At 66.3% G+C, this 24890-nt stretch carries 26 protein-coding genes and 1 tRNA gene; 6 read left to right on the top strand and 21 right to left on the bottom strand.

Going from position 1 to position 24890, the window contains the following annotated elements:
• The 16 genes from AC30PD_RS24425 to AC30PD_RS24350 all read right to left on the bottom strand — a co-directional run.
• The coding region (locus AC30PD_RS24425; protein ID WP_489538293.1) for a complex I subunit 1/NuoH family protein at nucleotides 1-425 on the bottom strand (425 nt) is incomplete at its 3' end.
• 7 nt (nucleotides 426-432) lie between these two features.
• Entirely contained in the window at nucleotides 433-2757 is a 2325-nt protein-coding gene (gene nuoG / locus AC30PD_RS24420) for an NADH-quinone oxidoreductase subunit NuoG (protein ID WP_489538292.1), read from the bottom strand.
• Nucleotides 2758-2764: 7 nt separating this feature from the next.
• Nucleotides 2765-4156, bottom strand: coding sequence for an NADH-quinone oxidoreductase subunit NuoF (nuoF, locus tag AC30PD_RS24415; RefSeq protein ID WP_489538291.1), 1392 nt, complete (start codon nucleotides 4154-4156; stop codon nucleotides 2765-2767).
• On the bottom strand, nucleotides 4153-4638 hold the full coding sequence (locus AC30PD_RS24410; protein WP_489538295.1) for an NADH-quinone oxidoreductase subunit NuoE family protein: 486 nt from the start codon (nucleotides 4636-4638) through the stop codon (nucleotides 4153-4155). Before AC30PD_RS24410 ends, nuoF begins: the two co-directional genes overlap by 4 nt.
• Before the next feature lie 11 nt (nucleotides 4639-4649).
• Nucleotides 4650-5903 carry an NADH-quinone oxidoreductase subunit D gene (locus AC30PD_RS24405; protein WP_489538290.1) on the bottom strand — a complete coding sequence of 418 codons (1254 nt, stop codon included), beginning with the start codon at nucleotides 5901-5903 and terminating at the stop codon, nucleotides 4650-4652.
• A gap of 9 nt (nucleotides 5904-5912) precedes the next feature.
• Complete coding sequence (locus tag AC30PD_RS24400) at nucleotides 5913-6509, bottom strand: NADH-quinone oxidoreductase subunit C (RefSeq protein WP_489538289.1); 597 nt, start codon at nucleotides 6507-6509, stop codon at nucleotides 5913-5915.
• Nucleotides 6509-6985, bottom strand: a complete 477-nt coding sequence (locus AC30PD_RS24395; protein ID WP_489538288.1) for a NuoB/complex I 20 kDa subunit family protein — start codon at nucleotides 6983-6985, stop codon at nucleotides 6509-6511. Before AC30PD_RS24395 ends, AC30PD_RS24400 begins: the two co-directional genes overlap by 1 nt.
• Nucleotides 6986-7000: 15 nt before the next feature.
• Complete coding sequence (locus AC30PD_RS24390) at nucleotides 7001-7360, bottom strand: NADH-quinone oxidoreductase subunit A (RefSeq protein ID WP_489538287.1); 360 nt, start codon at nucleotides 7358-7360, stop codon at nucleotides 7001-7003.
• 81 nt (nucleotides 7361-7441) lie between these two features.
• Nucleotides 7442-7526 (bottom strand) — tRNA-Leu (locus tag AC30PD_RS24385).
• A gap of 162 nt (nucleotides 7527-7688) precedes the next feature.
• Entirely contained in the window at nucleotides 7689-8102 is a 414-nt protein-coding gene (gene secG / locus AC30PD_RS24380; RefSeq protein WP_489538286.1) for a preprotein translocase subunit SecG, read from the bottom strand.
• Between the two features lie 28 nt (nucleotides 8103-8130).
• A complete protein-coding gene (tpiA, locus tag AC30PD_RS24375; RefSeq protein ID WP_489538285.1) occupies nucleotides 8131-8871 on the bottom strand; it encodes a triose-phosphate isomerase in 741 nt (246 codons plus the stop codon).
• A gap of 23 nt (nucleotides 8872-8894) precedes the next feature.
• Entirely contained in the window at nucleotides 8895-9881 is a 987-nt protein-coding gene (locus AC30PD_RS24370; RefSeq protein WP_489538284.1) for an NAD(P)H-quinone oxidoreductase, read from the bottom strand.
• A gap of 75 nt (nucleotides 9882-9956) precedes the next feature.
• Nucleotides 9957-12074 (bottom strand): polyribonucleotide nucleotidyltransferase, encoded by a 2118-nt coding sequence (gene pnp / locus AC30PD_RS24365; RefSeq protein WP_489538283.1) that lies wholly within the window; start codon nucleotides 12072-12074, stop codon nucleotides 9957-9959.
• 115 nt (nucleotides 12075-12189) lie between these two features.
• Nucleotides 12190-12459, bottom strand: a complete 270-nt coding sequence (gene rpsO, locus AC30PD_RS24360; protein ID WP_489538282.1) for a 30S ribosomal protein S15 — start codon at nucleotides 12457-12459, stop codon at nucleotides 12190-12192.
• A gap of 178 nt (nucleotides 12460-12637) precedes the next feature.
• The gene (locus AC30PD_RS24355) at nucleotides 12638-13789 is read right to left on the bottom strand and encodes a pyridoxal phosphate-dependent aminotransferase (protein WP_489538281.1); all 1152 of its coding nucleotides are present in this window, start codon (nucleotides 13787-13789) and stop codon (nucleotides 12638-12640) included.
• Between the two features lie 9 nt (nucleotides 13790-13798).
• Nucleotides 13799-15073, bottom strand: a complete 1275-nt coding sequence (locus AC30PD_RS24350; RefSeq protein WP_489538294.1) for a branched-chain amino acid ABC transporter substrate-binding protein — start codon at nucleotides 15071-15073, stop codon at nucleotides 13799-13801.
• A 93-nt stretch (nucleotides 15074-15166) separates the two neighbouring features.
• Between AC30PD_RS24350 and AC30PD_RS24345 the strand changes: the two genes are divergently transcribed.
• Nucleotides 15167-15646: an Hsp20/alpha crystallin family protein gene (locus AC30PD_RS24345; RefSeq protein ID WP_489538280.1), complete on the top strand. Its 480-nt coding sequence runs from the start codon at nucleotides 15167-15169 to the stop codon at nucleotides 15644-15646.
• Here the strand turns inward: AC30PD_RS24345 and tsaD are convergent.
• The 5 genes from tsaD to AC30PD_RS24320 all read right to left on the bottom strand — a co-directional run bounded on the left by tsaD (nucleotide 15639) and on the right by AC30PD_RS24320 (nucleotide 21189).
• On the bottom strand, nucleotides 15639-16685 hold the full coding sequence (gene tsaD, locus AC30PD_RS24340; RefSeq protein ID WP_489538279.1) for a tRNA (adenosine(37)-N6)-threonylcarbamoyltransferase complex transferase subunit TsaD: 1047 nt from the start codon (nucleotides 16683-16685) through the stop codon (nucleotides 15639-15641). The two genes, AC30PD_RS24345 and tsaD, sit on opposite strands and share 8 nt — an antisense overlap.
• A 40-nt stretch (nucleotides 16686-16725) precedes the next feature.
• Complete coding sequence (locus AC30PD_RS24335) at nucleotides 16726-18873, bottom strand: peptidase domain-containing ABC transporter (RefSeq protein WP_489538278.1); 2148 nt, start codon at nucleotides 18871-18873, stop codon at nucleotides 16726-16728.
• 5 nt (nucleotides 18874-18878) lie between these two features.
• Complete coding sequence (locus AC30PD_RS24330) at nucleotides 18879-20138, bottom strand: HlyD family secretion protein (protein ID WP_489538277.1); 1260 nt, start codon at nucleotides 20136-20138, stop codon at nucleotides 18879-18881.
• Nucleotides 20139-20153: 15 nt separating this feature from the next.
• Nucleotides 20154-20345, bottom strand: coding sequence for a hypothetical protein (locus tag AC30PD_RS24325; protein WP_489538276.1), 192 nt, complete (start codon nucleotides 20343-20345; stop codon nucleotides 20154-20156).
• Between the two features lie 130 nt (nucleotides 20346-20475).
• Nucleotides 20476-21189 carry a helix-turn-helix transcriptional regulator gene (locus AC30PD_RS24320; RefSeq protein ID WP_489538275.1) on the bottom strand — a complete coding sequence of 238 codons (714 nt, stop codon included), beginning with the start codon at nucleotides 21187-21189 and terminating at the stop codon, nucleotides 20476-20478.
• Between the two features lie 167 nt (nucleotides 21190-21356).
• Here AC30PD_RS24320 and AC30PD_RS24315 point away from each other — a divergent pair, with 167 nt between their 5' ends.
• The 5 genes from AC30PD_RS24315 to AC30PD_RS24295 form a co-directional block, all read left to right on the top strand.
• A complete protein-coding gene (locus AC30PD_RS24315; protein WP_489538274.1) occupies nucleotides 21357-21728 on the top strand; it encodes a DUF4902 domain-containing protein in 372 nt (123 codons plus the stop codon).
• Between the two features lie 156 nt (nucleotides 21729-21884).
• Complete coding sequence (locus AC30PD_RS24310) at nucleotides 21885-22172, top strand: hypothetical protein (protein ID WP_489538273.1); 288 nt, start codon at nucleotides 21885-21887, stop codon at nucleotides 22170-22172.
• 109 nt (nucleotides 22173-22281) lie between these two features.
• Entirely contained in the window at nucleotides 22282-22914 is a 633-nt protein-coding gene (locus AC30PD_RS24305; RefSeq protein WP_489538272.1) for an ANTAR domain-containing response regulator, read from the top strand.
• 255 nt (nucleotides 22915-23169) lie between these two features.
• Nucleotides 23170-24393: a CmpA/NrtA family ABC transporter substrate-binding protein gene (locus AC30PD_RS24300; protein ID WP_489538271.1), complete on the top strand. Its 1224-nt coding sequence runs from the start codon at nucleotides 23170-23172 to the stop codon at nucleotides 24391-24393.
• Nucleotides 24394-24419: 26 nt separating this feature from the next.
• Nucleotides 24420-24890, top strand: a 471-nt coding sequence (locus AC30PD_RS24295) for an ABC transporter permease (protein WP_489538270.1), incomplete at its 3' end; no start/stop codon positions are given.

Genomic DNA, 24890 nt, shown 5'->3' with positions numbered 1-24890 from the left:
CCGGCGATGATCACGCCGTAGACCTCCATCGAGGTGATCGCCATCAGGAACAGCAGGCCGGCGTTGACGTTGGCCAGCGCCACTTCGGGGCCGAAAGGCACGACGGCCCAGGCGGCCAGCGCCGGCATGATCGTCATCACCGGGCCGAGGAAGAACAGGGCCTTGTTGGCGGCCGTCGGAACGATGATCTCCTTGAACAGCAGCTTGACGGCGTCGGCGATCGGCTGCAGCAGCCCGAGCGGGCCGACACGGTTCGGGCCGGGGCGGATCTGGCTCCAGCCGATGGCCTTGCGTTCCCACAGCGTGAGGTAGGCCACGCAGCCCATCAGCGGCAGGATCAGCGCAACGATCTTGATCACGGCCCAGGCCACGGGCCAGACCGGGCCGAGCAGGGAGCTTCCAAACGAGGTGATGGTGTCGAGCATGTTCGGCCTATGCCTTTTCGACGCGGACTTCGCCGAACATCGCGCCCAGCATGGCGGTGTCGACATGGCCGGCCGGAACGCGCACGGTGCCCGCGGCCAACGTGCTGTCGACGCGGGCGCCGAGCACGACCATGGCCGCACCTTGCGACACGCGCACCTTGTCGCCGTCGTTCAGGCCGAGCTGCGACCACAAGGCCGGCGGCAGGCTGGCCACCGGTGCGCGTGCATCGGCGGTGAGCTGCAGCGACGTGGCGCGGCGCACCAGCGAATCGGTGGCGTAGATCGGCACGTCGGCGATGCGCTCGAGCGTGGCGCCAGACGCCGTGCCAGGCACCGCCGCACCGCCTGCGTTGCTCAGGCGGGCGGGGATCGAGGCGACGTCGCCGAGCGCTTCGGAGCGCACGTCTTCCGAGGTCTCGAAGTCGAAGCCCTTCAGGTCGAGCATGTTGCCCAGCACACGCAGCAGCTTCCACGCGGGGCGCGTCTCGCCGAGCGGCTTCACGACACCGTGGAAACTCTGAACCCGGCCTTCGGCATTGACGAACGTACCCGAGGTTTCTGTGAACGGCGCGATCGGCAGCATCAGGTCGGCCACGTCCACACCGGCGGTCTTGAACGGGCTCATCACGACCACCAGGTCCATCGCACTCAAGGCAGCGTTGGCAGCGGCACCGTTGTGCGCGTCGAGCGCGGGCTCGAGGTTCAGCAGCAGGCAGGCCTTGAGCGCGCCACCGGCGGCGGCGCCGAGCATCTGCCCGGCGTTGAGGCCGCCATTGCCCGGCTGCGCGGCCACGAGCTGCGCACCGACGCTGTTGGCCGCTTCGCCGAGGAAGCCGACGCTCGCGCCAGTCTGCTCGGCGATCCAGTTCGCGAGCGCCAGCAGCGAAGCTGCATCCGGGTGCTGCGCCGCTGCGCTGCCCAGCAACACGGCCTTGCGCTCGCCACTGAGCAGCGAGCTCGCGATTGCCTGGGCGGCCTCACCGGCCTGCCCGGCCAGCGGCGCGTTCGCGCCCTTGGCTTGCGCCACGGCAACAGCCACATCGGCGAGCGCCTGAACCCACTGGCTCGGCGCCGCGGAGAGCTGGGTCGCGACCGGCATCAGCCAATCGTCGTGCACCGCATGGATGCTGTGCACCTTGGCGCCCTTGCGGGCGGCCTGGCGGATGCGTTGCGCGAACAGCGGGTGGTCCTTGCGCAGGAACGAGCCGACGACCAGCACACGTTGCAGGTTCGATAGCGAGGCAATCGAGGTGCCCAGCCACCGAACGCCCTGCGTCGCGCTGAAGTCGGCGTGGCGCGTGCGGTGGTCAATGTTCTCGCTGCCCAGGCCGCGCACGAGCTTGGCCAGCAAATGCAGTTCTTCGACCGTGCTGTGCGCCGAGCCGAGCGCACCGATGCTCGCCGCGCCTTGGTCGGCCTTGATCTGCTTCAGGCTGCGCGCGATGTATTCGAGTGCGGTCGGCCAGTCGGTGGCTTGCCAGGAACCGCCCTGCTTGACCATGGGCGCAGTCAGGCGCTCGGGCCCGTTCAGCGCTTCGTAGGAAAAGCGGTCGCGGTCGGCGACCCAGCATTCGTTCACGTCTTCGTTCTCGAGCGGAACGACGCGCATCACCTGGTTGTTCTTGACCTGCACGATCAGGTTCGCGCCCGTGCTGTCGTGCGGGCTCACGCTCTTGCGGCGCGACAGCTCCCAGGTGCGGGCGCTGTAGCGGAAAGGCTTGCTGGTGAGCGCGCCGACCGGGCAGACGTCGATCATGTTGCCCGACAGTTCGGAGTCGATCGTCTCGCCGAGGATGGTGGTGATCTCGGAGTGCTCGCCGCGGTGGATCATGCCGAGCTCCATCACGCCGGCAACCTCTTGGCCGAAGCGCACGCAGCGGGTGCAGTGGATGCAGCGGCTCATCTCTTCCATCGAGATCAGCGGGCCCACGTTCTTGTGGAAGACGACGCGCTTCTCTTCGTTGTAGCGCGTGCTCGAGGCGCCGTAGCCGACCGCCAGGTCTTGCAGCTGGCACTCGCCACCCTGGTCGCAGATGGGGCAGTCGAGCGGGTGGTTGATGAGCAGGAACTCCATCACGCCCTTCTGGGCCTGCAGCGCCTTCGCACTCTTGGTGCGAACGATCATGCCCTGCGTGACCGGCGTGGCGCAGGCCGGCATGGGCTTGGGCGCCTTCTCGACGTCGACCAGGCACATGCGGCAGTTGGCCGCGATGCTGAGCTTCTTGTGATAGCAGAAGTGCGGGATGTAGGTGCCGGCGTTGTCGGCGGCATGCATGATCATGCTGCCTTCAACAACCTCTACCTTCTTGCCGTCGAGTTCGATTTCGATCATGGGGTTCTCAGGCGGCAAGCGCTTGTGGAGCGGCCGCGACCTTGGCGGTCTTGTGTTCGATCAGGTGCACGAACTCGTCACGGAAGTTCTTGATCATCGCGCGCACCGGCATCGCCGCTGCGTCGCCGAGCGCACAGATGGTGCGGCCCTGGATGTTGTCGGCCACCGAGTTCAGCAGGTCGATGTCTTCCATGCGGCCCTTGCCGTCGGCGATGCGCTCGACCATGCGGTAGAGCCAGCCCGTGCCTTCGCGGCAGGGCGTGCACTGGCCGCAGCTTTCGTGCATGTAGAAGTACGACAGGCGCAGCAGGCTCTTCACCATGCAACGGGTGTCGTCCATCACGATCACCGCGCCCGAGCCGAGCATCGAGCCGGCCTTGGCGATGGCGTCGTAGTCCATCGTCGTGTTCATCATCACCTCGGCGGTGAGCACCGGCGACGACGAGCCACCCGGGATCACGGCCTTCAGCGTGCGGCCTTCGCGCACGCCACCGGCGAGTTCGAGCAGCTTCGAGAACGGCGTGCCCAGGGGCACTTCGAAGTTGCCGGGGCGCTGCACGTCACCGACGACCGAGAAGATCTTGGTGCCGCCGTTGTTCGGCTTGCCGATCTCGAGGTAGGCCACGCCGCCATTGCGGATGATCCACGGCACCGCCGCGAAGGTCTCGGTGTTGTTGATCGTGGTCGGCTTGCCATACAGGCCGTAGCTGGCCGGGAACGGCGGCTTGAAACGCGGCTGGCCTTTCTTGCCTTCGAGCGATTCGAGCAGCGCGGTTTCTTCACCGCAGATGTAGGCGCCGAAACCGTGGGCCGCGTGCAGCTGGAAGCTGAACGTGGAGCCGAGCAGGTTGTCACCCAGGTAACCCGCAGCGCGCGCTTCTTCGAGCGCCTCTTCGAAGCGTTCGTAGCCTTCGAAGATCTCGCCGTGGATGTAGTTGTAGCCGACCTTGATGCCCATCGCGTACGCCGCGATCGCCATGCCTTCGATGACGATGTGCGGGTTGAACATCAGGATGTCGCGGTCCTTGCAGGTGCCGGGTTCGCCTTCGTCGGAATTGCAGACGAGGTACTTGGCCCCGGGAAACATGCGTGGCATGAAGCTCCACTTCAGGCCGGTCGGAAAGCCGGCACCGCCTCGGCCACGCAGGCCCGAGGCCTTGACCTCGGCGATGACCTGGTCGGCCGTCATGCCGAGCGGCTGGCCGTCACTGCTGTTCGGGTCCGTGCCTTGCGCCAGGATCTTGCGCAGCGCCTGGTAACCGCCACGCGCCTCGTAGTCTTTCAGGCGCCAGTTCTTGCCATCGAGGCCGTCGTAGATCTGTGCGCCGATGTGGCGGCCGTGAAAGCAGGTTTCGACGCCGCTGGCCTGGAACTTCGAGAGGTCGGGCAGCGTGTTCATGCGGCGTGGGCCTTCAAGGTGGCAACGAGTTCGTCGAGCTTCTTGTTGTCCATGAAGCTGACCATCTGCCTGTCATTCACCAGCAGCACCGGTGCGTCGGCGCAGGCACCGAGGCACTCGCTCTTCTGCACCGTGAACAGGCCGTCGGCCGTGGTGCCGCCCTCTTCCACCCCGAGGCGCGAGCACAGGTGATTCAGCGCTTCCTGGCCATTGCGCAACTGGCATGGCAGGTTGGTGCAGACGTTGAACTTGTACTTGCCCAGCGCGTGCTGGTTGTACATGTTGTAGAAGGTCGTGACCTCGTGCACCGCGATCGGCGGCATGCCCAGGTAGTCGGCGACGAGCTTCTCGCTCTCGCCCGACACGAAGCCCTGTTCCTGCTGCACGATCGCCAGGCACGCCATCACGGCCGACTGCTTCTGGTCGGCCGGGTACTTGGCCACTTCCTTGTCGAAGCGCGCGCGGGTCGCGTCGGAAATCATCTCGTGAGCGCTCACCGGTCGATCTCTCCAAACACAATGTCCATCGTGCCGATCACGGCCACGGCGTCGGCGATCATGTGGCCACGCGCCATCTCGTCGAGCGCCGCGAGGTGCGGGAAGCCGGGCGGGCGGATCTTCAAGCGGTACGGCTTGTTCGCGCCATCGCTCACGATGTAGATGCCGAACTCGCCCTTCGGGTGCTCGACCGCCGCGTAGGCTTCACCTTCGGGCACGTGGAAACCTTCGGTGAAGAGCTTGAAGTGGTGGATCAGGTCTTCCATGCCCGACTTCATGTCGAGCCGCGACGGCGGTGCCACCTTGTGGTTGCTCGTGATCACCGGGCCTTCGTTGGCACGCAACCAGTCGACGCACTGCTTGATGATGCGGTTCGACTGGCGCATCTCTTCCACTCGAACGAGGTAACGGTCGTAGGTGTCGCCATTCACGCCGAGCGGAATGTCGAAGTCCATCTGGTCGTAGACGTCGTAGGGCTGGTGCTTGCGCAGGTCCCAGAGCACGCCCGAGCCGCGCAGCATCGGGCCGGTGAAGCCGAGGTTCAGGGCACGCTCGGGCGTGACCACGCCGATGCCGACGGTGCGCTGTTTCCAGATGCGGTTGTCGGTCAGCAGCGTCTCGTAGTCGTCGACACACTTCGGGAAACGCGCGACGAAATCGTCGATGAAGTCGAGCAGCGAGCCCTGGCGGTTCTCGTTCAGCGCCGAGATCGCCTTGGTGTTGCGGATCTTCGAGGCCTTGTACTGCGGCATCACGTCGGGCAGGTCGCGGTACACACCGCCCGGGCGGAAGTAGGCGGCGTGCATGCGCGCGCCCGAGGCCGCTTCGTACATGTCGAACAGGTCTTCGCGCTCGCGGAAGCAATAGATGAAGACGTTCATCGCACCGCAGTCGAGGCCGTGCGCGCCGAGCCACATGAGGTGGTTCAGCAGCCGTGTGATCTCGCTGAACATCACGCGGATGTACTGCGCGCGCACCGGCACGTCGACACCCAGCAGCTTCTCGATCGCCAGGCAGTAGGCGTGTTCGTTGCACATCATCGACACGTAGTCGAGACGGTCCATGTAGGGCAGCGACTGGATGAAGGTCTTGCTCTCGGCGAGCTTCTCGGTCGCGCGGTGCAAGAGGCCGATGTGCGGGTCGGCACGCTGGATCACTTCACCGTCGAGTTCGAGCACGAGGCGCAGCACACCGTGCGCGGCCGGGTGCTGCGGGCCGAAGTTGAGCGTGTAGTTCTTGATGTCAGCCATGCTGGTGCTTCAACGCAAGCCGCCGTAGTTGTCTTCGCGGATGATGCGCGGCGTGATCTCGCGCGGTTCGATCGTCACCGGCTGGTAGATCACGCGCTTCTGCTCGGCGTCGTAGCGCATCTCGACGTGCCCGGAGGTCGGGAAGTCCTTGCGGAACGGGTGGCCGATGAACCCGTAGTCGGTGAGGATGCGACGCAAGTCGAGGTGACCCTCGAAGATGATGCCGTAGAGGTCGAAGGCTTCACGCTCGAACCAGTTGGCCGAGCTCCAGACCTCGGTGAGCGAATCGATCACCGGCACGTCGTCGTCGGGGCAGAACGACTTCAGCCGCAGACGCCAGTTGTGGGTGACCGAGAGCAGGTGCGAGACGGCGCAGAAACGCGCGCCTTCCCAGGGCTGGTCTTTGTAGGCGGAGTAGTCGACACCGCAGAGGTCGATCAACTGCTCGAACTTGAGCTCGGCATGGTCGCGCAGTGCGAGGGCAGCGGCGATGTAGTCGGCGGCGGCGACGGTGATCGTGATCTCGCCGCGTTCGCGCACCAGCGTCTTGACGCGCTCGCCGAGAACCGACTGCAACGCAGCCTGCAATGTGTCGAGTTTGCTCATCAGCGCGCGATCGTGTTTTCGCGGCGAATCTTCGCCTGCAGTTGCAGCACGCCGTAGAGCAGCGCCTCGGCCGTGGGCGGGCAGCCCGGCACGTAGACGTCGACCGGCACGATGCGGTCGCAGCCGCGCACCACCGAGTAGCTGTAGTGGTAGTAGCCGCCGCCGTTGGCGCACGAGCCCATGCTCAGCACCCAGCGCGGCTCGGCCATCTGGTCGTAGACCTTGCGCAGCGCCGGCGCCATCTTGTTGCACAGCGTGCCGGCCACGATCATCAGATCGCTCTGGCGCGGGCTGGGGCGAAACAGCATGCCGAAACGGTCGATGTCGTAGCGCGCAGCGCCGGCGTGCATCATCTCGACGGCGCAGCACGCCAGACCGAAGGTCATCGGCCACAACGAACCGGTCTTCGACCAGTTCAGCAGCGTGTCGACGCTGGTGGTGACGAAGCCCTCTTTGAGTACGCCTTCAATGCCCATCGTGATGCTCTCTCATCATTCCCAGTCGAGCGCACCCTTTTTCCACTCGTAGGCAAAGCCGACGACAAGAATGCCCAGGAAAATCATCATGGCCCAGAAGCCCGTCGGCCCGATCTCCTTGAGCGACACCGCCCAGGGGAAGAGGAACGCGATTTCGAGGTCGAAAAGAATGAACAGGATGGCGACGAGGTAGTAGCGCACGTCGAACTTCATGCGCGCGTCTTCGAAGGCTTCGAAGCCGCACTCGTAGGGGGAATTCTTGGCTTTGTCGGGCCGGCGCGGGCCGAGCACGAACCCGAGAACCTGCGGCGCCACGCCCACTGCTGCCCCGATCAGAATGAACAGGATGACGGGCAGATAAGGTTCCAGATTCATGTCGTGTCACACGCCGGCAAGGCGTGCCTGGGCTGGAGCACTCCGAACTCGCCGCTATGGCGTCAAGCCCGAACAATTCGATGGTGCCGTCGGCGAGACTCGAACTCGCACAGCTTTCGCCACTACCCCCTCAAGATAGCGTGTCTACCAATTTCACCACGACGGCCTAGCACTCGATTCGTGTCTGGTTTGCGTGAGGAAATTGCTTACCAAACAACAGGAGATTCTAACCACAAAGGTCGTGCGATCCAGCGAGTTCGCTGCACCGCAACAACGCTGTCACGCCCTCTGTGACAGTCGCTGTTCGACGCGCCTGACGCGCGTCACTTCATTTGGACGGAACTGCGCCCGCGCCCGACGCAGGAACGACCGATGCAGCAGGTGCCACGGCGGCCGGCGCACTCGCCGCGCCGGGGATCAGCGCGGCGCCGGTGGCGGGCACGCTGGCGGCCGGAGCGCTCATCGCCGGACGATCGAGCACGCTGCCCGTGGCCGGGCGTGCACGGTCGTTCGAGAAGTAGGCCAGAGCCAGCGTGCAGGCGAAGAACACCGCCGCGCACACCGCCGTCGAGCGCGACATGAAGTTCGCGCTGCCGGTTGCACCGAACAGGCTGCCCGATGCACCACTGCCGAACGACGCACCCATGTCGGCACCCTTGCCGTGCTGAATGAGCACGAGGCCGATCATCACCAGCGCTGCAATGATCTGCAACGCCACCACCAGGTTCAACAACAGGTTCATTTCTTTCGACTCCGAGAATATGGTTGGGTCAGCCCGCGGCGCGGCAGATGGCGGCGAACTCGGCGGCCTTCAACGAGGCACCACCGATCAGGCCACCGTCGATGTCGGGCTGCGCGAACAGCACCGCGGCGTTGTCGGCCTTGACGCTGCCGCCGTAGAGGATCTTCATGACGGCCGCGTGTGCGCTCGCGGCCTTGAGCTGGGCGCGCAGCAAGGCATGCACGGCCTGCGCTTGTTCGGGCGAAGCCGTCTTGCCGGTGCCGATGGCCCAGACCGGCTCGTAGGCCACCACGATCTGCGGAACGCAGTGCGCGAGCGTGTGAATCACCGCCGACAACTGGCGCTTGACCACGGCGTCGGTCTGGCCGGCTTCACGCTCTGCCAGCGTTTCACCGACACAGACGATGGGCGTGAGCCGGTGCGCAAGCGCGGCCTTGGCCTTGTCAGCCACGAGCTGGTCCGACTCGCCGTGCATCGCGCGGCGCTCGGAGTGGCCCACGAGCACGTAGCGGCAGCCGAACTCGGCCAGCATCGCCGCCGACATCTCGCCGGTGTAGGCGCCCGACTCGAACGCCGAGCAATCCTGCGCGCCCCACTTGATGTTTTCGCCCTGCAACGACAAGGCCACCTCGCCGAGGTAGACCGCCGGGGCACACACCGCCACGTCGGCCACCCACGGGCCGGCGGCCTTCAGCGCAGCCAGCAGTTCGGCGTTGGCTGCACGGCTGCCGTTCATCTTCCAGTTGCCGACGACGAGTTTGCGACGCATCGAATGTGATTCCGTTGGGCTGTTCACCACACCAGCACGAGCTTGCCGATGTGCTGGTTGCTTTCCATCAGCGTGTGCGCAGCCGCTGCCTGCTCGGCCGGGAACACCTGGTGGATCACCGGCTTCACGCGGCCGGCTTCGAGCCAGGGCCACACGTTATGGCGCAGAGATTTCGCGATGGCGGTCTTGAACGACACCGGGCGCGGGCGCAGCGTCGAACCGGTGATGACCAGGCGCTTGCGCAGCACGAGGCCGGCATCGATCTGCGACTCGACCCCACCCTGCACTGCGATGATGACGATGCGCCCGTCTTCGGCCAGGCACTTGATCTCGCGCGCCACATAGGCGCCCGCGACCATGTCGAGCACCACGTCGACGCCCTTGCCGCCCGTGATGCGCTTGACCTCTTCGACGAAGTCGAGCTCACGGTAGTTGATCGCGTGGTCGGCGCCGAGTTGCACGCAGGCGGCGCACTTCTCGTCGCTGCCGGCCGTGGCGATCACGGTCGCGCCGGCCGCCTTGGCGAGCTGGATCGCCGTCACACCGATGCCGCTGGTGCCGCCCTGGATCAGCAGCGTCTCACCGGCTTGCAGGCGCGCCCGGTCGAACACGTTCGACCAGACCGTGAAGAAGGTTTCCGGCAGGCTCGCCGCTTCGATGTCGCTCAGGCCTGCCGGCACCGGCAGGCACTGGCCGACCGGCGCAACGCACAGCTCGGCATAACCGCCGCCGGCCACGAGCGCACACACACGGTCGCCGACCTTCAGGCCCGCTTCGGCCAGCGCCGTCGAGTCACCCGACTCGATGACACCTGCCACCTCGAGGCCGGGCAAGTCGGAAGCACCCGGCGGCACCGGGTACAGGCCCTTGCGTTGCAGCACGTCGGGCCGGTTCACGCCGGCCGCGGCGACACGAATCAGCGCCTCGCCAATGCCGGCAACGGGCGCGGGCCGCTCGGTGGCGACCAGCACCTCGGGCTTGCCGAATGCCGTGATCTCGATGGCCTTCATCTTGTGAGTCTCCAGGGTCTTGAACACACACCGCGTTGCGCCATGAAAAGGCGCAGCGCGGCACTCCACCCGGAATCAGTCCTGATGCGGCGCTTGTTGTTCGCGCTCGATCAGCGCCTTCATCGACAGCTTGACGCGACCCTTCTCGTCGGTTTCGAGCACCTTGACCTTGACGATCTGGCCTTCCTTCAGGAAGTCGGTGACCTTCTCGACGCGCTGGTGCGCGATCTGGCTGATGTGCAGCAGGCCGTCCTTGCCCGGCAGCAGGTTCACGAGCGCGCCGAAGTCGAGGATCTTCGTGATCGGGCCTTCGTAGACCTTGCCGATCTCGACTTCAGCGGTGATCTCGGCGATGCGCTTCTTGGCGTTCTCGGCCTTGCCCGCATCGGTCGACGCGATCGTGATCGTGCCGTCTTCGCCGATGTCGATCGTGCAACCGGTCTCTTCGGTCAGCGCACGGATCGTGGCGCCGCCCTTACCGATGATGTCGCGGATCTTTTCCGGGTTGATCTTCATCGTGTACAGGCGCGGTGCGAACTGCGACACCTCGGTGTTCGCGGTGCTCATCACCTCGGTCATCTTGCCCAGGATGTGCAGGCGCGCTTCCTTGGCTTGCGCCAAAGCGACCTGCATGATTTCCTTGGTGATGCCCTGGATCTTGATGTCCATCTGCAGCGCGGTCACGCCAGCGGTCGTGCCGGCCACCTTGAAGTCCATGTCGCCGAGGTGATCTTCGTCGCCGAGGATGTCGGTCAGCACCGCGAAGCGGCTGCCGTCCTTGATCAGGCCCATGGCGATGCCGGCCACGTGTGCCTTCAGCGGCACACCGGCGTCCATCAGCGCGAGGCAGCCGCCGCACACCGAAGCCATCGACGAGGAACCGTTCGACTCGGTGATTTCAGACACCACGCGCATCGAGTACGGGAAGTCGGCCTGGCTCGGCAGCACCGCGACCAGCGCACGCTTGGCGAGGCGGCCGTGGCCGATCTCGCGGCGCTTGGGCGTGCCCACGCGCCCGGTTTCGCCGGTGGCGAACGGGGGCATGTTGTAGTGCAGCATGAAGTGCTCGGTGAACTCGCCCGAGAGCGCGTCAATACGCTGCGCGTCGCGCGCGGTGCCGAGCGTGGCCACGGCCAGCGCCTGGGTTTCACCACGCGTGAACAGCGACGAACCGTGGGCGCGCGGCAACACGCTGTTGCGGATCTCGATGGCACGCACGGTGCGCGTGTCGCGGCCGTCGATGCGCGGCTCGCCCGAGAGGATCTGGCTGCGCACGATGCGCGCTTCGATCTCGAACAGCACGTTCTCGAGGTTGACCTTGTCGAACTCGACGTTGTCGCCCTTCAGCGCGGCCATGGTGGCGGCCGTCACTTCGCGGGTGGCGTGGGTGCGGGCCTGCTTCGAGCGGATCTGGTAGGCCGCGCGGAGCGGGCCTTCGGCCAGCGCGGTGACCTTGCCGATGAAGGCTTCGTCTTTCGCGGGCGCTGCCCATTCCCAGGCCGACTTGCCGGCGTCACGCACCAGCTCGTGGATCGCATTGATCGCGATGTTGCTCTGCTGCTGGCCGAACACGATGCCGCCGAGCATGATCTCTTCAGAGAGTTGCTGGGCTTCCGACTCCACCATCAGCACGGCGGTTTCGGTGCCGGCGACGATGAGGTCCATCTTCGAGTCGAGCAGTTGTGTCTTGCCCGGGTTCAGCACGTATTCGCCGTTGATGTAGCCGACGCGCGCAGCACCGATCGGGCCGTTGAACGGGATGCCCGAGATCGCGAGCGCAGCCGACGAGCCGATCAGCGCGGCGATGTCGGCCGAGACTTCCGGGTTCAGCGACAGCACGTGCACCACGACCTGCACTTCGTTGTAGAAGCCTTCGGGGAACAGCGGGCGCAGCGGGCGGTCGATCAGGCGCGAGGTCAGCGTCTCGAGCTCGCTCGGGCGGCCTTCACGCTTGAAGAAGCTGCCGGGGATCTTGCCGGCGGCGTAGGTTTTTTCGATGTAGTCGACGGTCAGCGGGAAGAAGTCTTGCCCGGGCTTCGGGTTCTTGGCGGCGACCACGGTGGCGAGCACCACGGTGTCTTCGATGTTCACGATGACCGCGCCGCCCGACTGGCGCGCGATTTCACCGGTCTCGAGAATGACGGTGTGCTGACCCCATTGGAAGGTCTTGCTGACTTTTTTGAACATGCTCATTCAGGTGTCTCCGGTTGGTGTGGAGCGCTTTCGGCGAGGGGCGACGGGCCACCTCTCCAAAGACGAAGAGCCTGTGCTGGCGAATTCCAGACAGGCTCTCTTTCGATACCGCTGATTACTTGCGCAGGCCCAGCTTCTGGATCAGCGCGGTGTAACGCTCGGCGTCACGGTCTTTCAGGTAGGCCAGCAGGCTCTTGCGCTGGTTGACCATCTTCAACAGGCCCCGGCGACCGTGGTGGTCTTTCATGTGGGTCTTGAAGTGCGGCGTCAGGTCGTTGATGCGTGCGGTCAGGATGGCGACCTGAACTTCCGGCGACCCGGTGTCGTTGGCGCTGCGCGCATTGGCCTTGACGATCTCGGCCTTGTCGATGGTGGCGTTGGACATTTCTCGTTTCCAGTTGAATGAAACCGAGTCACCCTGCCGCCCATGAAGGCTCGATGGAGGAATGCCACGGTTTCGAAAATGCTCGCGGTGGAGCCCACTTGCGCACACCGGTGAAACCGACCAGTGGCGTGCCTTGTTCCTTGCCCGGCAGATACCCGCCAGACGCAAAACCCGCAGATTATAGCCCGAGGAATCGTTTCAGCCGCTCGACCCCCTGCGTCAGCCGCTGGGGATCGTTCGACGCGAAGCACCAGCGCAGCCAGCCCTCGGCCTCGCCGCCGAAGGCCACGCCGGGCGCCAGGCCCAGGCCCGCCTCGGTGACGAGCCGCTTGGCGAAGGCGAGCGAATCGTCTTGCCCTTCGACGCGGAAGAAGGCGTACATGCCGCCTTCGGGTGTGGCGACCTGCACGCCCGGCAAGGCCTGAAGCTGCGGCAACAAGGTGTCGCGGCAGTGTTTCAGGCGCTGGGTCAGGCCCGGGACGAAGTCGGCGGCGCCGGCGAGCGCCGCCAAACCAGCGCGCTGCACGAAGACCGGCGCGCACGAGGTGTTGAACTCGACCAGCTTGCCCATGGCCTCGATCAGCGCCGGCGGCATCACCAGCCAACCCAGGCGCCAGCCGGTCATCAGGAAACTCTTCGAGAAGCTGTGCGCCACGACCAGGCGGTCGTCGGGCTCGGCGATGTCGAGGAAGCTGGGCGCGCATTTCGCCCGCGGCTTGAAATACACCCGCTCGTAGACCTCGTCGGCCACGATCCAGGTGCCGGTGCGCCGGCAATGCGCGAGGACCGTCTCCTGCTCGGCGCGTGTCAGCGTCCAGCCGGTCGGGTTGTTCGGTGCGTTGACGAGCAGCACGTTCGTCTTCGGTGTGACGGCCGCGAGCAGCGCCGCCATGTCGAGCTGCCAGGCGCCTTCGCGCACCTGCAGCGACACCCGCTTCACGCTGGCGCCGAGGATCACCGGCTGCGAGGTGAGGTTCGGCCACACCGGCACCACCGCCACCACTTCGTCGCCCGGCCCGGCGAGCGCCTGCATCGCCAGCATCAGCGCATTGACGCCCGACGATGTGACCGCGATGCGCGCCGCGCTCACCGGCCGGTGCAGGCTACCGATGTAGGCCGACAGGGCTTCGCGGAGCTCGGGCAGGCCCAGGTTGTGGGCATAGAAGGTTTCGCCTTCGTTCAGCGAGCGGATCGCGGCGTCGCGAATGAAGCCTGGCGTCGGCTCGTCGCTCTCACCGAACCAGAACGGCAGCACATCGCTGCGGCCGAGGCCGGCGTTGGCGACCTCGCGGATCTTCGAGCCGGGCAATTCATCGATGACTTGGCGCATGGGTTTCCTTCAGGGGCGTTCCATCTTGCAGGTGTGGGGCTGTTCGGTCTGGCGCGCTTCGATCCGGCGCAGCGTCTTGAAGCCGAAGCCCGAACCTTCATTGTCGTGCGCCACACCGGGGGCGCCCACTCGGTCCATCACGCTCACGTAGAGCGGCTGGATGAACTGGTGGTCGGCAGCGCGCATCGTGCCTTCGTGAAAACCACCGAGCGTGTTCCGGTCGAGCACCATGCCTTCGAGCGCCCTGGCCACAGCCACCGGGTCGGTGCTGCGGGCCTGTTCGATCGCCGCGGCCAGCATCTCGACCATGACCTGCATGCGCGCGTGCACATAGTCGTCCTGCGGCTTCGGGAAACGCTCGCGGAAGCCCGCGTAGAAACGCTCGGAAGCCGGCGTGCCCACGTTCGGGTGCCACTCGGCCACCGCCAGCACACGGACCACGCCGGCCTCGCCGATCGCCGCTGGCGCCCCCAGGGCATTGCCATAGAACGTGTAGAAACTCGCATCGACGCCAGCCTCACGGGCCGCCTTGATCAACAGCGTGAGGTCGTTGCCCCAGTTGCCGGTCAAGACCGCCTGCGCGCCGCTCGCCTTGATCTTGGCGGCGTAGGGCAGAAAGTCCTTGATTCGGCCGAGCGCGTGCAACTCGTCGCCGACGATCTGGATGTCGGGGCGCCGGGCAGAGATCTCGGCGCGCGCCCTGCGCAACACCTGCTGCCCGAAGCTGTAGTCCTGGCCGATCAGGTAGACCTTCTTTACACGGGCATCGTCTTGCAGCACGCCGGTCAGCGCGGCCAGGCGCATGTCGGCGTGCGCATCGAAACGAAAGTGCCAGAAGCTGCACTTTTCGTTGGTGAGCAACGGGTCGACGGCCGAGTAGTTGAGGAACAGCGCGCGGCGCTGCGGCTCGCGTTCGTTGTGCTTGTTGAGCGCGTCGATCAGCACCGCGGCCGCCGACGAGCTGTTGCCCTGCATCACGAACCCCACGTTCTGGTCGAGCGCCAGCCTCAGCATCGCCAACGTTTCCTCGTTGTTGCCCTTGCTGTCGAAGCGCAGCAATTCCAGCGGCCGCGCGCCGCCGGGCAAACGCACGCCACCGCGCGCGTTGATGCGCTCCACCGCCAGCAGCAGGTTGCGGTGTACGGCTTCGCCGGCATGGCCGAAGCTGCCCGACAGGCCTTCGATCATCGCGATGCGGACCGGCACGGTGCTGCCTTGCGCGGCCACGCCGCACAGCACCAGAGCCAGGCCCAGCGCTCCCAGAAATCTCGTCGGCTTCCGCAATTTCAAGGCCCTTGAAAACAAAAATGCCGCTCCAAATTCAGCGGCATGGTTGCTGCACGGTGCAGCAGCGAAACCCGATTGTAGGAGCCCGCCATGTTCGTCCTGCCTCTGTCCCGTACCGCCCACCGCCTGGCCACGCCGCACTACAGCCGTGCGTTCGATCGTCTGTTCGACGAGTCGTTCGATCGCCACGTGCGCGGCGCTTCGGCCAGCGCCGAAACGCGCACCCCGGCACTCGACGTCAGCGAAACCGACACCGCCTACAACGTCGTGTTCGACGTGCCTGGCGTGACCCGCGAGCAGCTCAAGGTGTCGGTCGAAGGCCGCCGCGTGAGCATCGAAACCGTGGACCTGCCGAAGGCCGAGCCCGCCGAGGGTGCGTCGGCCGAAGCGCCGAAGGACGCGGCCCGCACGCTCTACCGCGAACGCAGCGTCGCGCGCTACGCCCGCACCGTGAGCCTGCCGGCAGAGGTCGACCAGACCGCGTCGCAAGCGAAGTTCGAGAACGGCGTGCTGACGCTCACGCTGGCAAAGAAGGTCGCGACCGGCGCGACCCAGTTGAGCATCAACTGAGCGCGGCGTTGACCGTGGCCAGCGGCCAGCGCGGCCGCACATCGAACGCGTAGTCGTTCGAGGCGGCGGCGCTGTCGCGCTGCATGCGCATCGCCGCGGCGAGCGCGATCATCGCGCCGTTGTCGGTGCACAGCGCCAGCTCGGGGTAGTGCACCCGGACCTGGCGTTTGGCACATTCGCGGTTCAGTTGTTCGCGCAGCAAGGCGTTCGCCCCGACACCGCCGGCTACGACGATGCGCTTGAGCCCGGTGTCGCGCAGCGCCTGCACCGACTTGCGCACCAGCACGTCGACGATCGCCTGCTGCGTAGCTGCCGCCAAGTGCGCCTTGTCCTCCTCGCACACGTTGCTGCCCAGCTTGAGCACCTGCGTGCGCACCGCCGTCTTCAACCCCGCGAACGAGAAGTCGAGGTTGCCGCTGTGCAGCAGAGGGCGCGGCAAGGTGAAGGTCGACGCGTCGCCGAACTCGGCCAGACGTGCCAGCGCCGGCCCGCCCGGGTAGCCCAGCCCGAGCAGCTTGGCCGATTTGTCGAAGGCTTCGCCGGCCGCGTCGTCGATGGTCTCGCCGAGCAGTTCGTAGAGGCCCACGTCGTCGACGCGCATCAGCTGGGTGTGCCCGCCCGACACGAGCAGCGCGATGAACGGAAACGCCGGCGGGTCGGCCGAGAGAAACGGCGACAGCAGGTGGCCTTCGAGGTGGTGCACGCCGACCACCGGCTTGCCCAGCGACGCAGCGAGCGAACACGCCACGCCGGCGCCGACCAGCAGCGCGCCGGCCAGCCCCGGGCCGCGGGTGTAGGCCACCACGTCGATGTCGGCCAGCGCGGCACCCGCCTCTTGCATCACTTGGCGCGCCAGTGGCAGCACACGCCGGATGTGGTCGCGCGAAGCGAGTTCGGGCACCACGCCACCATAGGCCTGGTGCATGTCGATCTGGCTGTGCAGCGCATGTGCCAGCAGCGTCGGCGTGCCGCTCGCGGCGGCGCGCACCAGCGCCACGCCGGTTTCGTCGCACGACGACTCGATGCCGAGAATGTTCATGGGGCGAAGTTTAGGGCCGCACCCGCCCTGCCCCGTGGCTTCAGCGGGCGTGCGTGCTGCCCCCGCCGCCCGGCACGCTGCGCAGGTCTTGCGCCACCTTGCCGTCTTGCAGCACGATCACGCGGCTCGCCGAGGCGATGGTCTCGGGCCGGTGCGCGACGATGATGCGCGTGAGATCGAGCTGGCGGATCGCCTGGTTCACCTCGCGCTCGCGCTCCACGTCGAGGGCGCTGGTCGCCTCGTCGAGGAACAGCAGCTTGGGCCGCTTGTAGAGCGCCCGCGCCAGCAGGATGCGCTGTTTCTGCCCGCCGGAAATGCTCGTCCCCATGTCGCCGATCAGGGTGTGAAAGCCCATCGGCATCGCGCCGATCTCGTCGGCCACGGCCGCGATGCGGGCGCACTGCGTGACCCAGGCCGGGTCGGCCTCGGGGTCGAAGAAGCTGATGTTGTCGGCGATCGAACCGGCGAAGAGCTGGTCGTCCTGCATCACGGTGCCGATCATGTCGCGCCAGGCACGCAAGCCGAGCTGGCGCAACGCGAGGCCACCGACGCGGATCTCGCCCGTCTGCGGCGCATGCACGCCCAGCATCAGCTTGAGCAGCGTGGTCTTGCCACAACCCGACGGGCCGACGATGGCGACCGATTCGCCCGGCTCGATGACGAGGTGGAGGTGCCGCAACACCTCGGGCTCGGCTTCGGAATAACCGAAGCTCACGTCGCGCAGCTCGAGGCGCGCGCTGCCCGCCGGCAGCGGCTGCGCCGGCTCGGCCTGCGGCTCGGGCGGCGTGAGCACGATGTCGGCCAGGCGCTCGCCCTGCAACCTGAGCATCTTGAGCTCGACCACCTTGTCGATCAGCGCGCTGACGCGCTGTGCGAACTGTTCCTTGTAGGCGATGAACGCGAACAGCATGCCGACCGAGAAGATGTGGTCCATCACCAGCAGGGCACCGACCCAGACGATCGCGATGCGCTCGAGCCCGAACACCAGCTTGTGCAGCACGCTGAACATCAGGTCGAGCTTTCGGGTCGCGATGTTGGCGTTCATCGCATCGACCACCAGGTTCATGAAACGCGCCTGCCGGTCTTCCTGGCGGTTGAAGAGCTTGATCGACTGCACGCCGCGCAGCGATTCGAGGAAGTGGCTGGAACGCTTGGCCTCGAAGATGATCGACTCTTCGGTCGCTTCGCGCAGCGGGCGGAAGAAGGCCCAGCGCAGCAGCGCATAGGCGGCCACGCTGGCGCAGGCAATGGCCGTGAGCGTGCCGCTGTAGACGAACATCATGGCGAGCGTGACGACCACCAGCAGCCCGTCGAGCACCGATTCCACGAAGCTCGTGGTCAGCGTCTGCTGGATCTTCTGCACCGCGCCGAAGCGCGACATCACGTCGCCGGTGTGGCGTTTCTCGAACCACGAAACCGGCAGGCGCATCAGGTGCGCGAACACGTTCGACAACCACTGCAGGTTGAGCGTGGCCGACAGGTGCAGCACCGCCCACGAGCGGATCGCACTCGCGCCAACCTGCATCAAGACGAGCAACGCGAAGCCGATGCCGAGCGTGACGAGCAGATCACGGTCCGCGCTGAGCAACACGCTGTCGACGACCCATTGCAGGAAGAAGGGCGACAGCAGCAGGAACGCCTCGAGCGCCAGCGCCAGCGTGAAGATCTGGATCAGCGAACGCTTGAGCCCCGTCACACGGCCGAGGAGTTGGCGCAACGACACGTTCTGGCGCGCGGTCTGCGGCTCGAACTCGGCCTGCGGCGCCAGCTCCAGCACGATGCCGGTGAAGTGTTTCGACAACTCGGCCAGCGGCAGTCTGCGCACGCCACGGGCCGGGTCGTGGATCACGGCCACGCCACGGCGGACTTCCTTCAGCACCACGAAATGGTTCAGGTCCCAGTGCAGGATGCAGGGCAGCGCGAGTTCGGGCAGGTGCTCCATCTCGGCCCGCAACGCCCGCGCGTTGAGCCGCATGTGACCGGCCAGGCGCACCAGGTCGGCCATGGTCGCGCCCTTCAGCGAAACCGAAAAGCGCTGGCGCAGCGTGGGCAGATCACTTTGATACCCGTGATGCGAAGCGACCATGGCCAGGCAGGCCAGGCCGCACTCGGCCGCTTCGGTCTGCAGGATCATCGGCAGGCGCCGGCCCGACATGCCCAGACGCAGACCCTCGAGCACGGAAGCCACCGCCCTCACACCTTGCCGGCGATGCCGAGCACGGGCTCGAAGAGCCACTCGATCAGGCGCCGACGGTCGAGCAGTACGTCGGCTTCGAGCTGCATGCCCGGCACCAGCGCCTGGGCCTGGCCGTAGGCAGCCACGCTTTGCTGGTCGAGCGTGACGGTGATGCGGTAGAGCGGTTCAGCCGCCGCGTTGGCGGCGGCCTGCATCGGCAGCCCCGCGAGCTCGGCGCTTTGCAGCGGCGCGCGCGAGACGATGGCCACCGCGCCGGTCTGGTGGCCGAACTTCTGGTACGGAAAAGCCTGGTAGCGCAGTTGCACCGGCTGGTTCGGCCGCACGAACCCGACCGCGCTCGACGGTGCGAAAAGCTGCGCCTGCAAGCGCGCGTTGGCCGGCAGCAGGCTGGCCATGGCCACATTCGGCGTGACGGTCTGGCCGACCTGGGCCAATACGCCGGTGACGACGCCGTCTTGCGGCGCCCGCACCACGATGCGCTGCCGGGCTTCGTTCTCGGCCGCCTGCTGACCCAGCGCGGCCAGGTCACGCGCGATCTCGCCCTGCTGTGCCTGCGCTTTCATCGGCAATTCGCGGCGCTGCGCCTGAAGCGAGGCGATCTCGCGCAGATGGGCCGACCGCTGGCGCTCCAGCGCCTGCAGCTGAGCCTTCAGGCCGAGCACTTCTTCGGCCTTGGCCTGCACCTGTGCCGACGACACGAAGTTGTCGTTGCGCAGCGATTCGAGCCGCGCCTGCGCCTGCTGCGCCAGTGTGAGGCGTTCGCGCTGCAGGTCGGCCTCGGCCGTCATGGAACCGAGTTCACGCCGCATGTCGTCGATCTGGCGGTCGAGCGCACCGAGCTGGTTCTGCTCTAGCGCACCACGCTGTCGCGCCGCGCCCTGCAGGCTCTGTTCACGCAACGCGAGGCTGGCGCGCACCGCCGCTTGGGTGTCGCCACTCAGCGTCGACTGACCGACCGACAGCACGAACAGCACGTCGCCCTGACGCACCGACGCGCCCTCGACGGCGTGGGCTTCGAGCAGCGTGGCCGGCTGAGGCGACATCAGGCGCAAGACGCCTTGGTCGGGGACGAGGTAGCCGGTGACACGAGCCTTGCGCGTGTACTCGCCCAGCACGAGATAACAAGCGACCGCCAAGGCGGTCGCCAGCACGAACAGCGTGAGCAAGCCGAGCGAAACCGGCCGGATCAGCTGAATGCTGCCCAGCCAGTCGCGCTGGCGGTTTTCCAGGACTTCGGGGCGGAACAGGCTGGCCACGACAGCCCGGCCGGTTTACCAGCCGCCGTTCGGGCCGGCGGCGCCGGCGCTCGACCAGCCGCCGTTCGGGCCGGCGGCCTGGACGCCGCCCGCCACCAATTTGAGCGTGGCGGCGTCGAGCGCGATCGGGGCGCTCTTCGCCGATGCCTGGGCGGCAGCGACGGACGGGGTGGCGAACTGGGAGACGGTGGTTTGACGTTGTTGCATGCTCTGCTCCTGAAGGTGGGGTACACGCCATCCGTGCACTTCAGCCATTCAAACAGGAGCGAAGCTTTTACGTAACTGTCAAGTCTTACAGGGTGGGGGTTGACGCGACAACCCGGCTTTTCGGGAATCCTCAGCGAATCAAGCCAAGGCGCAGGGCCTTCAGCACCGCCTGGTGCTTGTTGACGCAGCCCAGCTTGTGGGTGGCGTTGTTCACATGCAGCGCGGCGGTGCGCTCGGTGATGCCCAGAACCTCCCCGACTTCACGGGCAGTGCGGCCTTCCATGGTCCAGCGCAGGGTTTCGAGCTCGCGGGGCGTGAGCGCCGGGTTGCCCGGCTCGGACCCACCGGGCGCCAGGATGCGCAAGGCAGCGTCTTGGGCGTGCACGGCAAAGAGCTGCAGGTCGGCGACCACGCGGGTCAATTCGCCGGCGTGCATCGGCACCGGCTGGTCGCGGTCGACACCGAGGAAGAAATGCCGGCCTTCGGGCATGTGCAGCGCCAGCGCAATGCCGTTGCGGTAGCCGTAGCGGGCCTGCTCTTCCCATTTGTCGCCCAGGCCTTGCGAGACGTAGGTCTTCTGGCTCCAGATGATGGGCATGCTCTGGCGCTTGCAGTGCTGCATCACCGGGTCGAGGCGCCAGTTCTCGCGGTTCTGGAAAGAGTCGCGGTAGGCCTGCGGCGTGTTGTCGACGGTGATGAACTCGGCCTCGCCGAGCAGGTGGTCGATGACGACGGTGGCCGAGACGGTCTCGAAGCCGATCCTCTTGGTGAAGGCCACGACCTCATCCCGGAACTCTTCCCGGCTCTGACTCCCCAGCACTTCTGTGAACCCACCCTGAAGCATGCCGCCCCTTCTCACCTCACCGCGCAATCCTTCACGTCCGTGGCGCCCTGCAAAACAAGAACCTGACAGGGTTGACAGATGGCAAAAGCGGAATCCGTCGCCACACTCTCGCCTATCGATTCAACCACCGAGGACCCATCATCGGCGCGACGACGTTGACCACCCGAATGACCCCTGCCTGGATTGTCTACGCGTGGCCGCCTGTATTGTGGCAGGCGAGCTCGGCCTCGCATCTGCATCTTGTCCATCTCGGCACGCGCGTGTTGACTTTCGGCGACGAGGCCAGCCCTTGCAGCGGCCAGACGCTGTGGGGCGACGCGAGCGTCGACCACTCGGCCGGCGTGGCCTGGGACTGGGTCGAATTGCAGGAAGGCGTGGTCGCCATGGCCGACCCGTTCGGCATGGTCACCAACCTTCGGCTGCTCGACGCGCATGGCGAGGCGCTCAGCCACGTGCAGGTCACCGTGCACTTGCACCAGCTGGTGCACGCCCTGCCCTGGCAAAGCGAGGTGCAGCGCGCGCTCAGCAAGCCATCCTGAGCCAAATGAATCAGCTTGTATCGTGCGATCAGACTGTGTCGGAAATCACGAATTTGCAGCTTCCACCCCTTCACGGCCCTGGCGCGAGCGCATACCCTGTGAATTCTTGACGAGCGGCGGGCCCGACCCGAAGCCGAAAAACACATCGTTGGAGCCATGAAGGAATACCGCCTCGCCGCCTGGCCGGAGCTCCAAGCTCCTTTCGACCGCACCGCGTTTCGCCGCATGCTGAGCGACATGTCGCACCGGCACATGTCGCTGACGCAGTTGGTGGGCGTGAGCGGCATCCGCCGCCAAGAGGTGCGCCAGTTCATCGAGATGCTCGACGCTCGGGGCATGATTTCCCAGCGCGACTCGCTCGTGCCCGACTCGCTGTTCGGCTCCCTGCGGCCGCTCGGCGGCTGGCTGCGCCGCGCCATGTCGAGCCATCCCGGCCCGCGCTGATTCCAGCCCGGCGCGCCGTTCGGCCCGCCTGTTTCTGCTCGACTGAGCACCTGCTCGCCCGCCACGCGCGGCGGCCCGAGCTTGGCGTGAATGTTGCTCATGACGCTGCATGTCTTCGGTCCAGGACCTGCGCCTCGTCATCATCGCCCCCGACTCGCTCTGGCCCGACCCGTCGGACCCGGGGGCCCGCATCGAGGCCGAGCGCTCGCGCATCCTGCGCATCGGCCTGCTGCAAGACGGCTACAACATCGTCGCGGTATTGCCTGCCGATGTGTTCCTGCCCGAGCGGCTGGCACAGATCGGCCCCGACATGATCATCGTCGACGCCGAGAGCCAGGCGCGCGACACCCTCGAGCACGTGGTGATGGCCACGCGTGATGCACGCCGCCCGATCGTGCTGTTCACCGAAGACAACGACACCACCCATGTGCGCGACGCCATCGCCGCGGGCGTCACCGCCTACGTGGTGGCCGGCATGGCGCCGGAGCGGGTGCGCCCCGTGCTCGACGTGGCACTGGCCCGCTTCCAGCACGAAGAGGGCATGCGGCGCGAGCTGGCCGACGCGCGCAGCCAGTTGTCGGAACGCAAGACCATCGATCGCGCCAAGGGCATCCTGATGGCGCGCAGCGGCCTGAGTGAGGTCGAAGCCTACGCCCGCCTGCGCAAGACCGCGATGGACAAGGGTCTGAAGCTGGCCGACGTGGCCCAGCGCATCCTCGACGTGTCGGAGCTTCTCGCCTGAGCGGCGCACGGTCTCGGTGCGGGCCGGCACCCGACGACCTCGTTTTTTCTGGCACGCGCATTGCTTGATTGACCCCGAGCGGCCAACGGCGGCCGCTCGAATGAATTCACCGCACCAGCGCTGGTGCGGTTGCTTCAGGACGACGGCGTCCCCACCGATCGTGGCTTCACGGCCCGAGACGTGCGGACGCCGTTTTTGTTTTCCGAACCCGACGACAGCACAGCCATGACACCCATCCTTCATCGAAAGATCAGCATGAGCAGACGCAACCTGATCAAGGGCGCTGCCGCCGCAGGCGCCGCCGGCCTCGTTCCCGGCCTTCAGTCGGCGGTCTACGCCCAGGGCTCCGACAAGCCGGAAAAGGAAGAGGTCCGCATCGGCTTCATTCCGCTGACCGACTGCGCCTCGGTCGTGATGGCCTCGGTGCTCGGCTTCGACAAGAAGTACGGCGTGAAGATCATCCCGACCAAGGAAGCCTCCTGGGCCGGGGTTCGCGACAAGCTCGTCAACGGCGAGCTCGACATGGCGCACGTGCTCTACGGCCTGATCTACGGCGTGCACCTCGGCGTGGGCGGCCCCAAGAAAGACATGGCCGTGCTGATGAGCCTGAACAACAACGGCCAGGCGATCTCTTTGTCGAAGACGCTGGCCGACAAGGGCGCCGTCGACGGACCGTCGCTCGCCAAGGTGATGGCCAAGGAAAAGCGCGAATACACCTTCGCCGGCACCTTCCCCACCGGCACCCACGCGATGTGGATGCACTACTGGCTGGCCGCGTCGGGCATCGACCCGGTCAAGGGCGCCAAGCTGATCACCGTGCCGCCGCCGCAGATGGTGGCCAACATGCGCGTGGGCAACATGGACGGCTTCTGCGTCGGCGAGCCCTGGGGCCACCGCGCGATCATGGACGGCATCGGCGTGACCGCGATCACCACGCAGGACATCTGGCGCGACCACCCCGAGAAGACGCTCGGCACCACCGCCGACTTCGTCAAGAAGAACCCGAACACCTGCCGCGCCGTGATGATGGCGATTCTCGAGGCCGGCCGCTGGATCGACGCGAGCCTGCAGAACAAGTTGAAGATGGCCGAGACCGTGGCCGACAAAAGCTACGTCAACACCGGCGTCGACGCGATCAACCAGCGCATCCTGGGCCGCTACCAGAACGGCATGGGCAAGACCTGGGACGACCCGAACCACATGAAGTTCTTCAACGACGGCGCGGTCAACTTCCCGTACCTCAGCGACGGCATGTGGTTCCTGACGCAGCACAAGCGCTGGGGCCTGCTGAAGGAGCACCCCGACTACCTCGCCGTCGCCAAGCAGATCAACCAGATCGATCTCTACAAGCAGGCGGCAGGCGCACTGAAGATCAGCGTGCCCAAGGACGTGATGCGCAGCAGCAAGCTGATGGACGGCGTGGTCTGGGACGGCAAGGACCCGAAGAAGTACGCCGACAGCTTCGCCATCAAGGCTTGAACCGAACCACTCTCCGGAGAACCGCCATGGTCAGTGCTGTCTTTCATTCACCGCGCGAGGCCTCGGCCGAGGCTAAGGCCGCGACGCCGCCCAGGAGTGCCGAACCCGCATCACCCCGGCCCGCGGCACCCGCGGTCTCGAAGCCACGCTTCGACGCCCGCGAGTTCTGGTTCAAGGTACTGCCACCGATCGCCGGCGCGGCCCTGCTGATCGGCATCTGGGCCTTGCTCACGCTGAAGAGCACGACCTTCCCGACGCCCGCGGCCACCTTCGTCGAGGCGATCAAGGTGTTCTCCGACCCGTTCTACAGCAAGGGCCCGAACGACCAGGGCATCGGCTGGAACATCCTGTTCTCGCTGGAGCGCGTGGCCCTCGGCTTCGGCCTCGCGGCGCTGGTCGGCATCCCGATGGGTTTCGTGATCGGCCGTTTCAGCGTGCTGAACAGCATGCTGTCGCCGTTGATCAGCCTGCTGCGGCCGGTGTCGCCGCTGGCGTGG

The organism is Rhizobacter sp., assembly GCF_032229685.1.
Lineage (GTDB): Bacteria > Pseudomonadota > Gammaproteobacteria > Burkholderiales > Burkholderiaceae_C > LMDS01.
The sequence above is the reverse complement of the archived record's forward strand: the minus strand, read 5'-3'. Positions and strand labels throughout refer to the sequence as shown.

Coding starts and splice junctions, on each gene's coding strand:
- AC30PD_RS24370 (WP_489538284.1), bottom strand. CDS start 9,881: ATGAAGGCCATCGAGATCACGGCATTCGGCAAGCCCGAGGTGCTGGTC.
- AC30PD_RS24305 (WP_489538272.1), top strand. CDS start 22,282: ATGTCTTCGGTCCAGGACCTGCGCCTCGTCATCATCGCCCCCGACTCG.
- AC30PD_RS24325 (WP_489538276.1), bottom strand. CDS start 20,345: ATGCAACAACGTCAAACCACCGTCTCCCAGTTCGCCACCCCGTCCGTC.
- secG (WP_489538286.1), bottom strand. CDS start 8,102: ATGAACCTGTTGTTGAACCTGGTGGTGGCGTTGCAGATCATTGCAGCG.
- rpsO (WP_489538282.1), bottom strand. CDS start 12,459: ATGTCCAACGCCACCATCGACAAGGCCGAGATCGTCAAGGCCAATGCG.
- AC30PD_RS24315 (WP_489538274.1), top strand. CDS start 21,357: ATGACCCCTGCCTGGATTGTCTACGCGTGGCCGCCTGTATTGTGGCAG.
- AC30PD_RS24310 (WP_489538273.1), top strand. CDS start 21,885: ATGAAGGAATACCGCCTCGCCGCCTGGCCGGAGCTCCAAGCTCCTTTC.
- nuoF (WP_489538291.1), bottom strand. CDS start 4,156: ATGAACACGCTGCCCGACCTCTCGAAGTTCCAGGCCAGCGGCGTCGAA.
- pnp (WP_489538283.1), bottom strand. CDS start 12,074: ATGAGCATGTTCAAAAAAGTCAGCAAGACCTTCCAATGGGGTCAGCAC.
- nuoG (WP_489538292.1), bottom strand. CDS start 2,757: ATGATCGAAATCGAACTCGACGGCAAGAAGGTAGAGGTTGTTGAAGGC.
- AC30PD_RS24345 (WP_489538280.1), top strand. CDS start 15,167: ATGTTCGTCCTGCCTCTGTCCCGTACCGCCCACCGCCTGGCCACGCCG.
- tpiA (WP_489538285.1), bottom strand. CDS start 8,871: ATGCGTCGCAAACTCGTCGTCGGCAACTGGAAGATGAACGGCAGCCGT.
- AC30PD_RS24300 (WP_489538271.1), top strand. CDS start 23,170: ATGAGCAGACGCAACCTGATCAAGGGCGCTGCCGCCGCAGGCGCCGCC.
- tsaD (WP_489538279.1), bottom strand. CDS start 16,685: ATGAACATTCTCGGCATCGAGTCGTCGTGCGACGAAACCGGCGTGGCG.
- AC30PD_RS24390 (WP_489538287.1), bottom strand. CDS start 7,360: ATGAATCTGGAACCTTATCTGCCCGTCATCCTGTTCATTCTGATCGGG.
- AC30PD_RS24395 (WP_489538288.1), bottom strand. CDS start 6,985: ATGGGCATTGAAGGCGTACTCAAAGAGGGCTTCGTCACCACCAGCGTC.
- AC30PD_RS24405 (WP_489538290.1), bottom strand. CDS start 5,903: ATGGCTGACATCAAGAACTACACGCTCAACTTCGGCCCGCAGCACCCG.
- AC30PD_RS24320 (WP_489538275.1), bottom strand. CDS start 21,189: ATGCTTCAGGGTGGGTTCACAGAAGTGCTGGGGAGTCAGAGCCGGGAA.
- AC30PD_RS24400 (WP_489538289.1), bottom strand. CDS start 6,509: ATGAGCAAACTCGACACATTGCAGGCTGCGTTGCAGTCGGTTCTCGGC.
- AC30PD_RS24410 (WP_489538295.1), bottom strand. CDS start 4,638: ATGATTTCCGACGCGACCCGCGCGCGCTTCGACAAGGAAGTGGCCAAG.
- AC30PD_RS24355 (WP_489538281.1), bottom strand. CDS start 13,789: ATGCGCCAAGTCATCGATGAATTGCCCGGCTCGAAGATCCGCGAGGTC.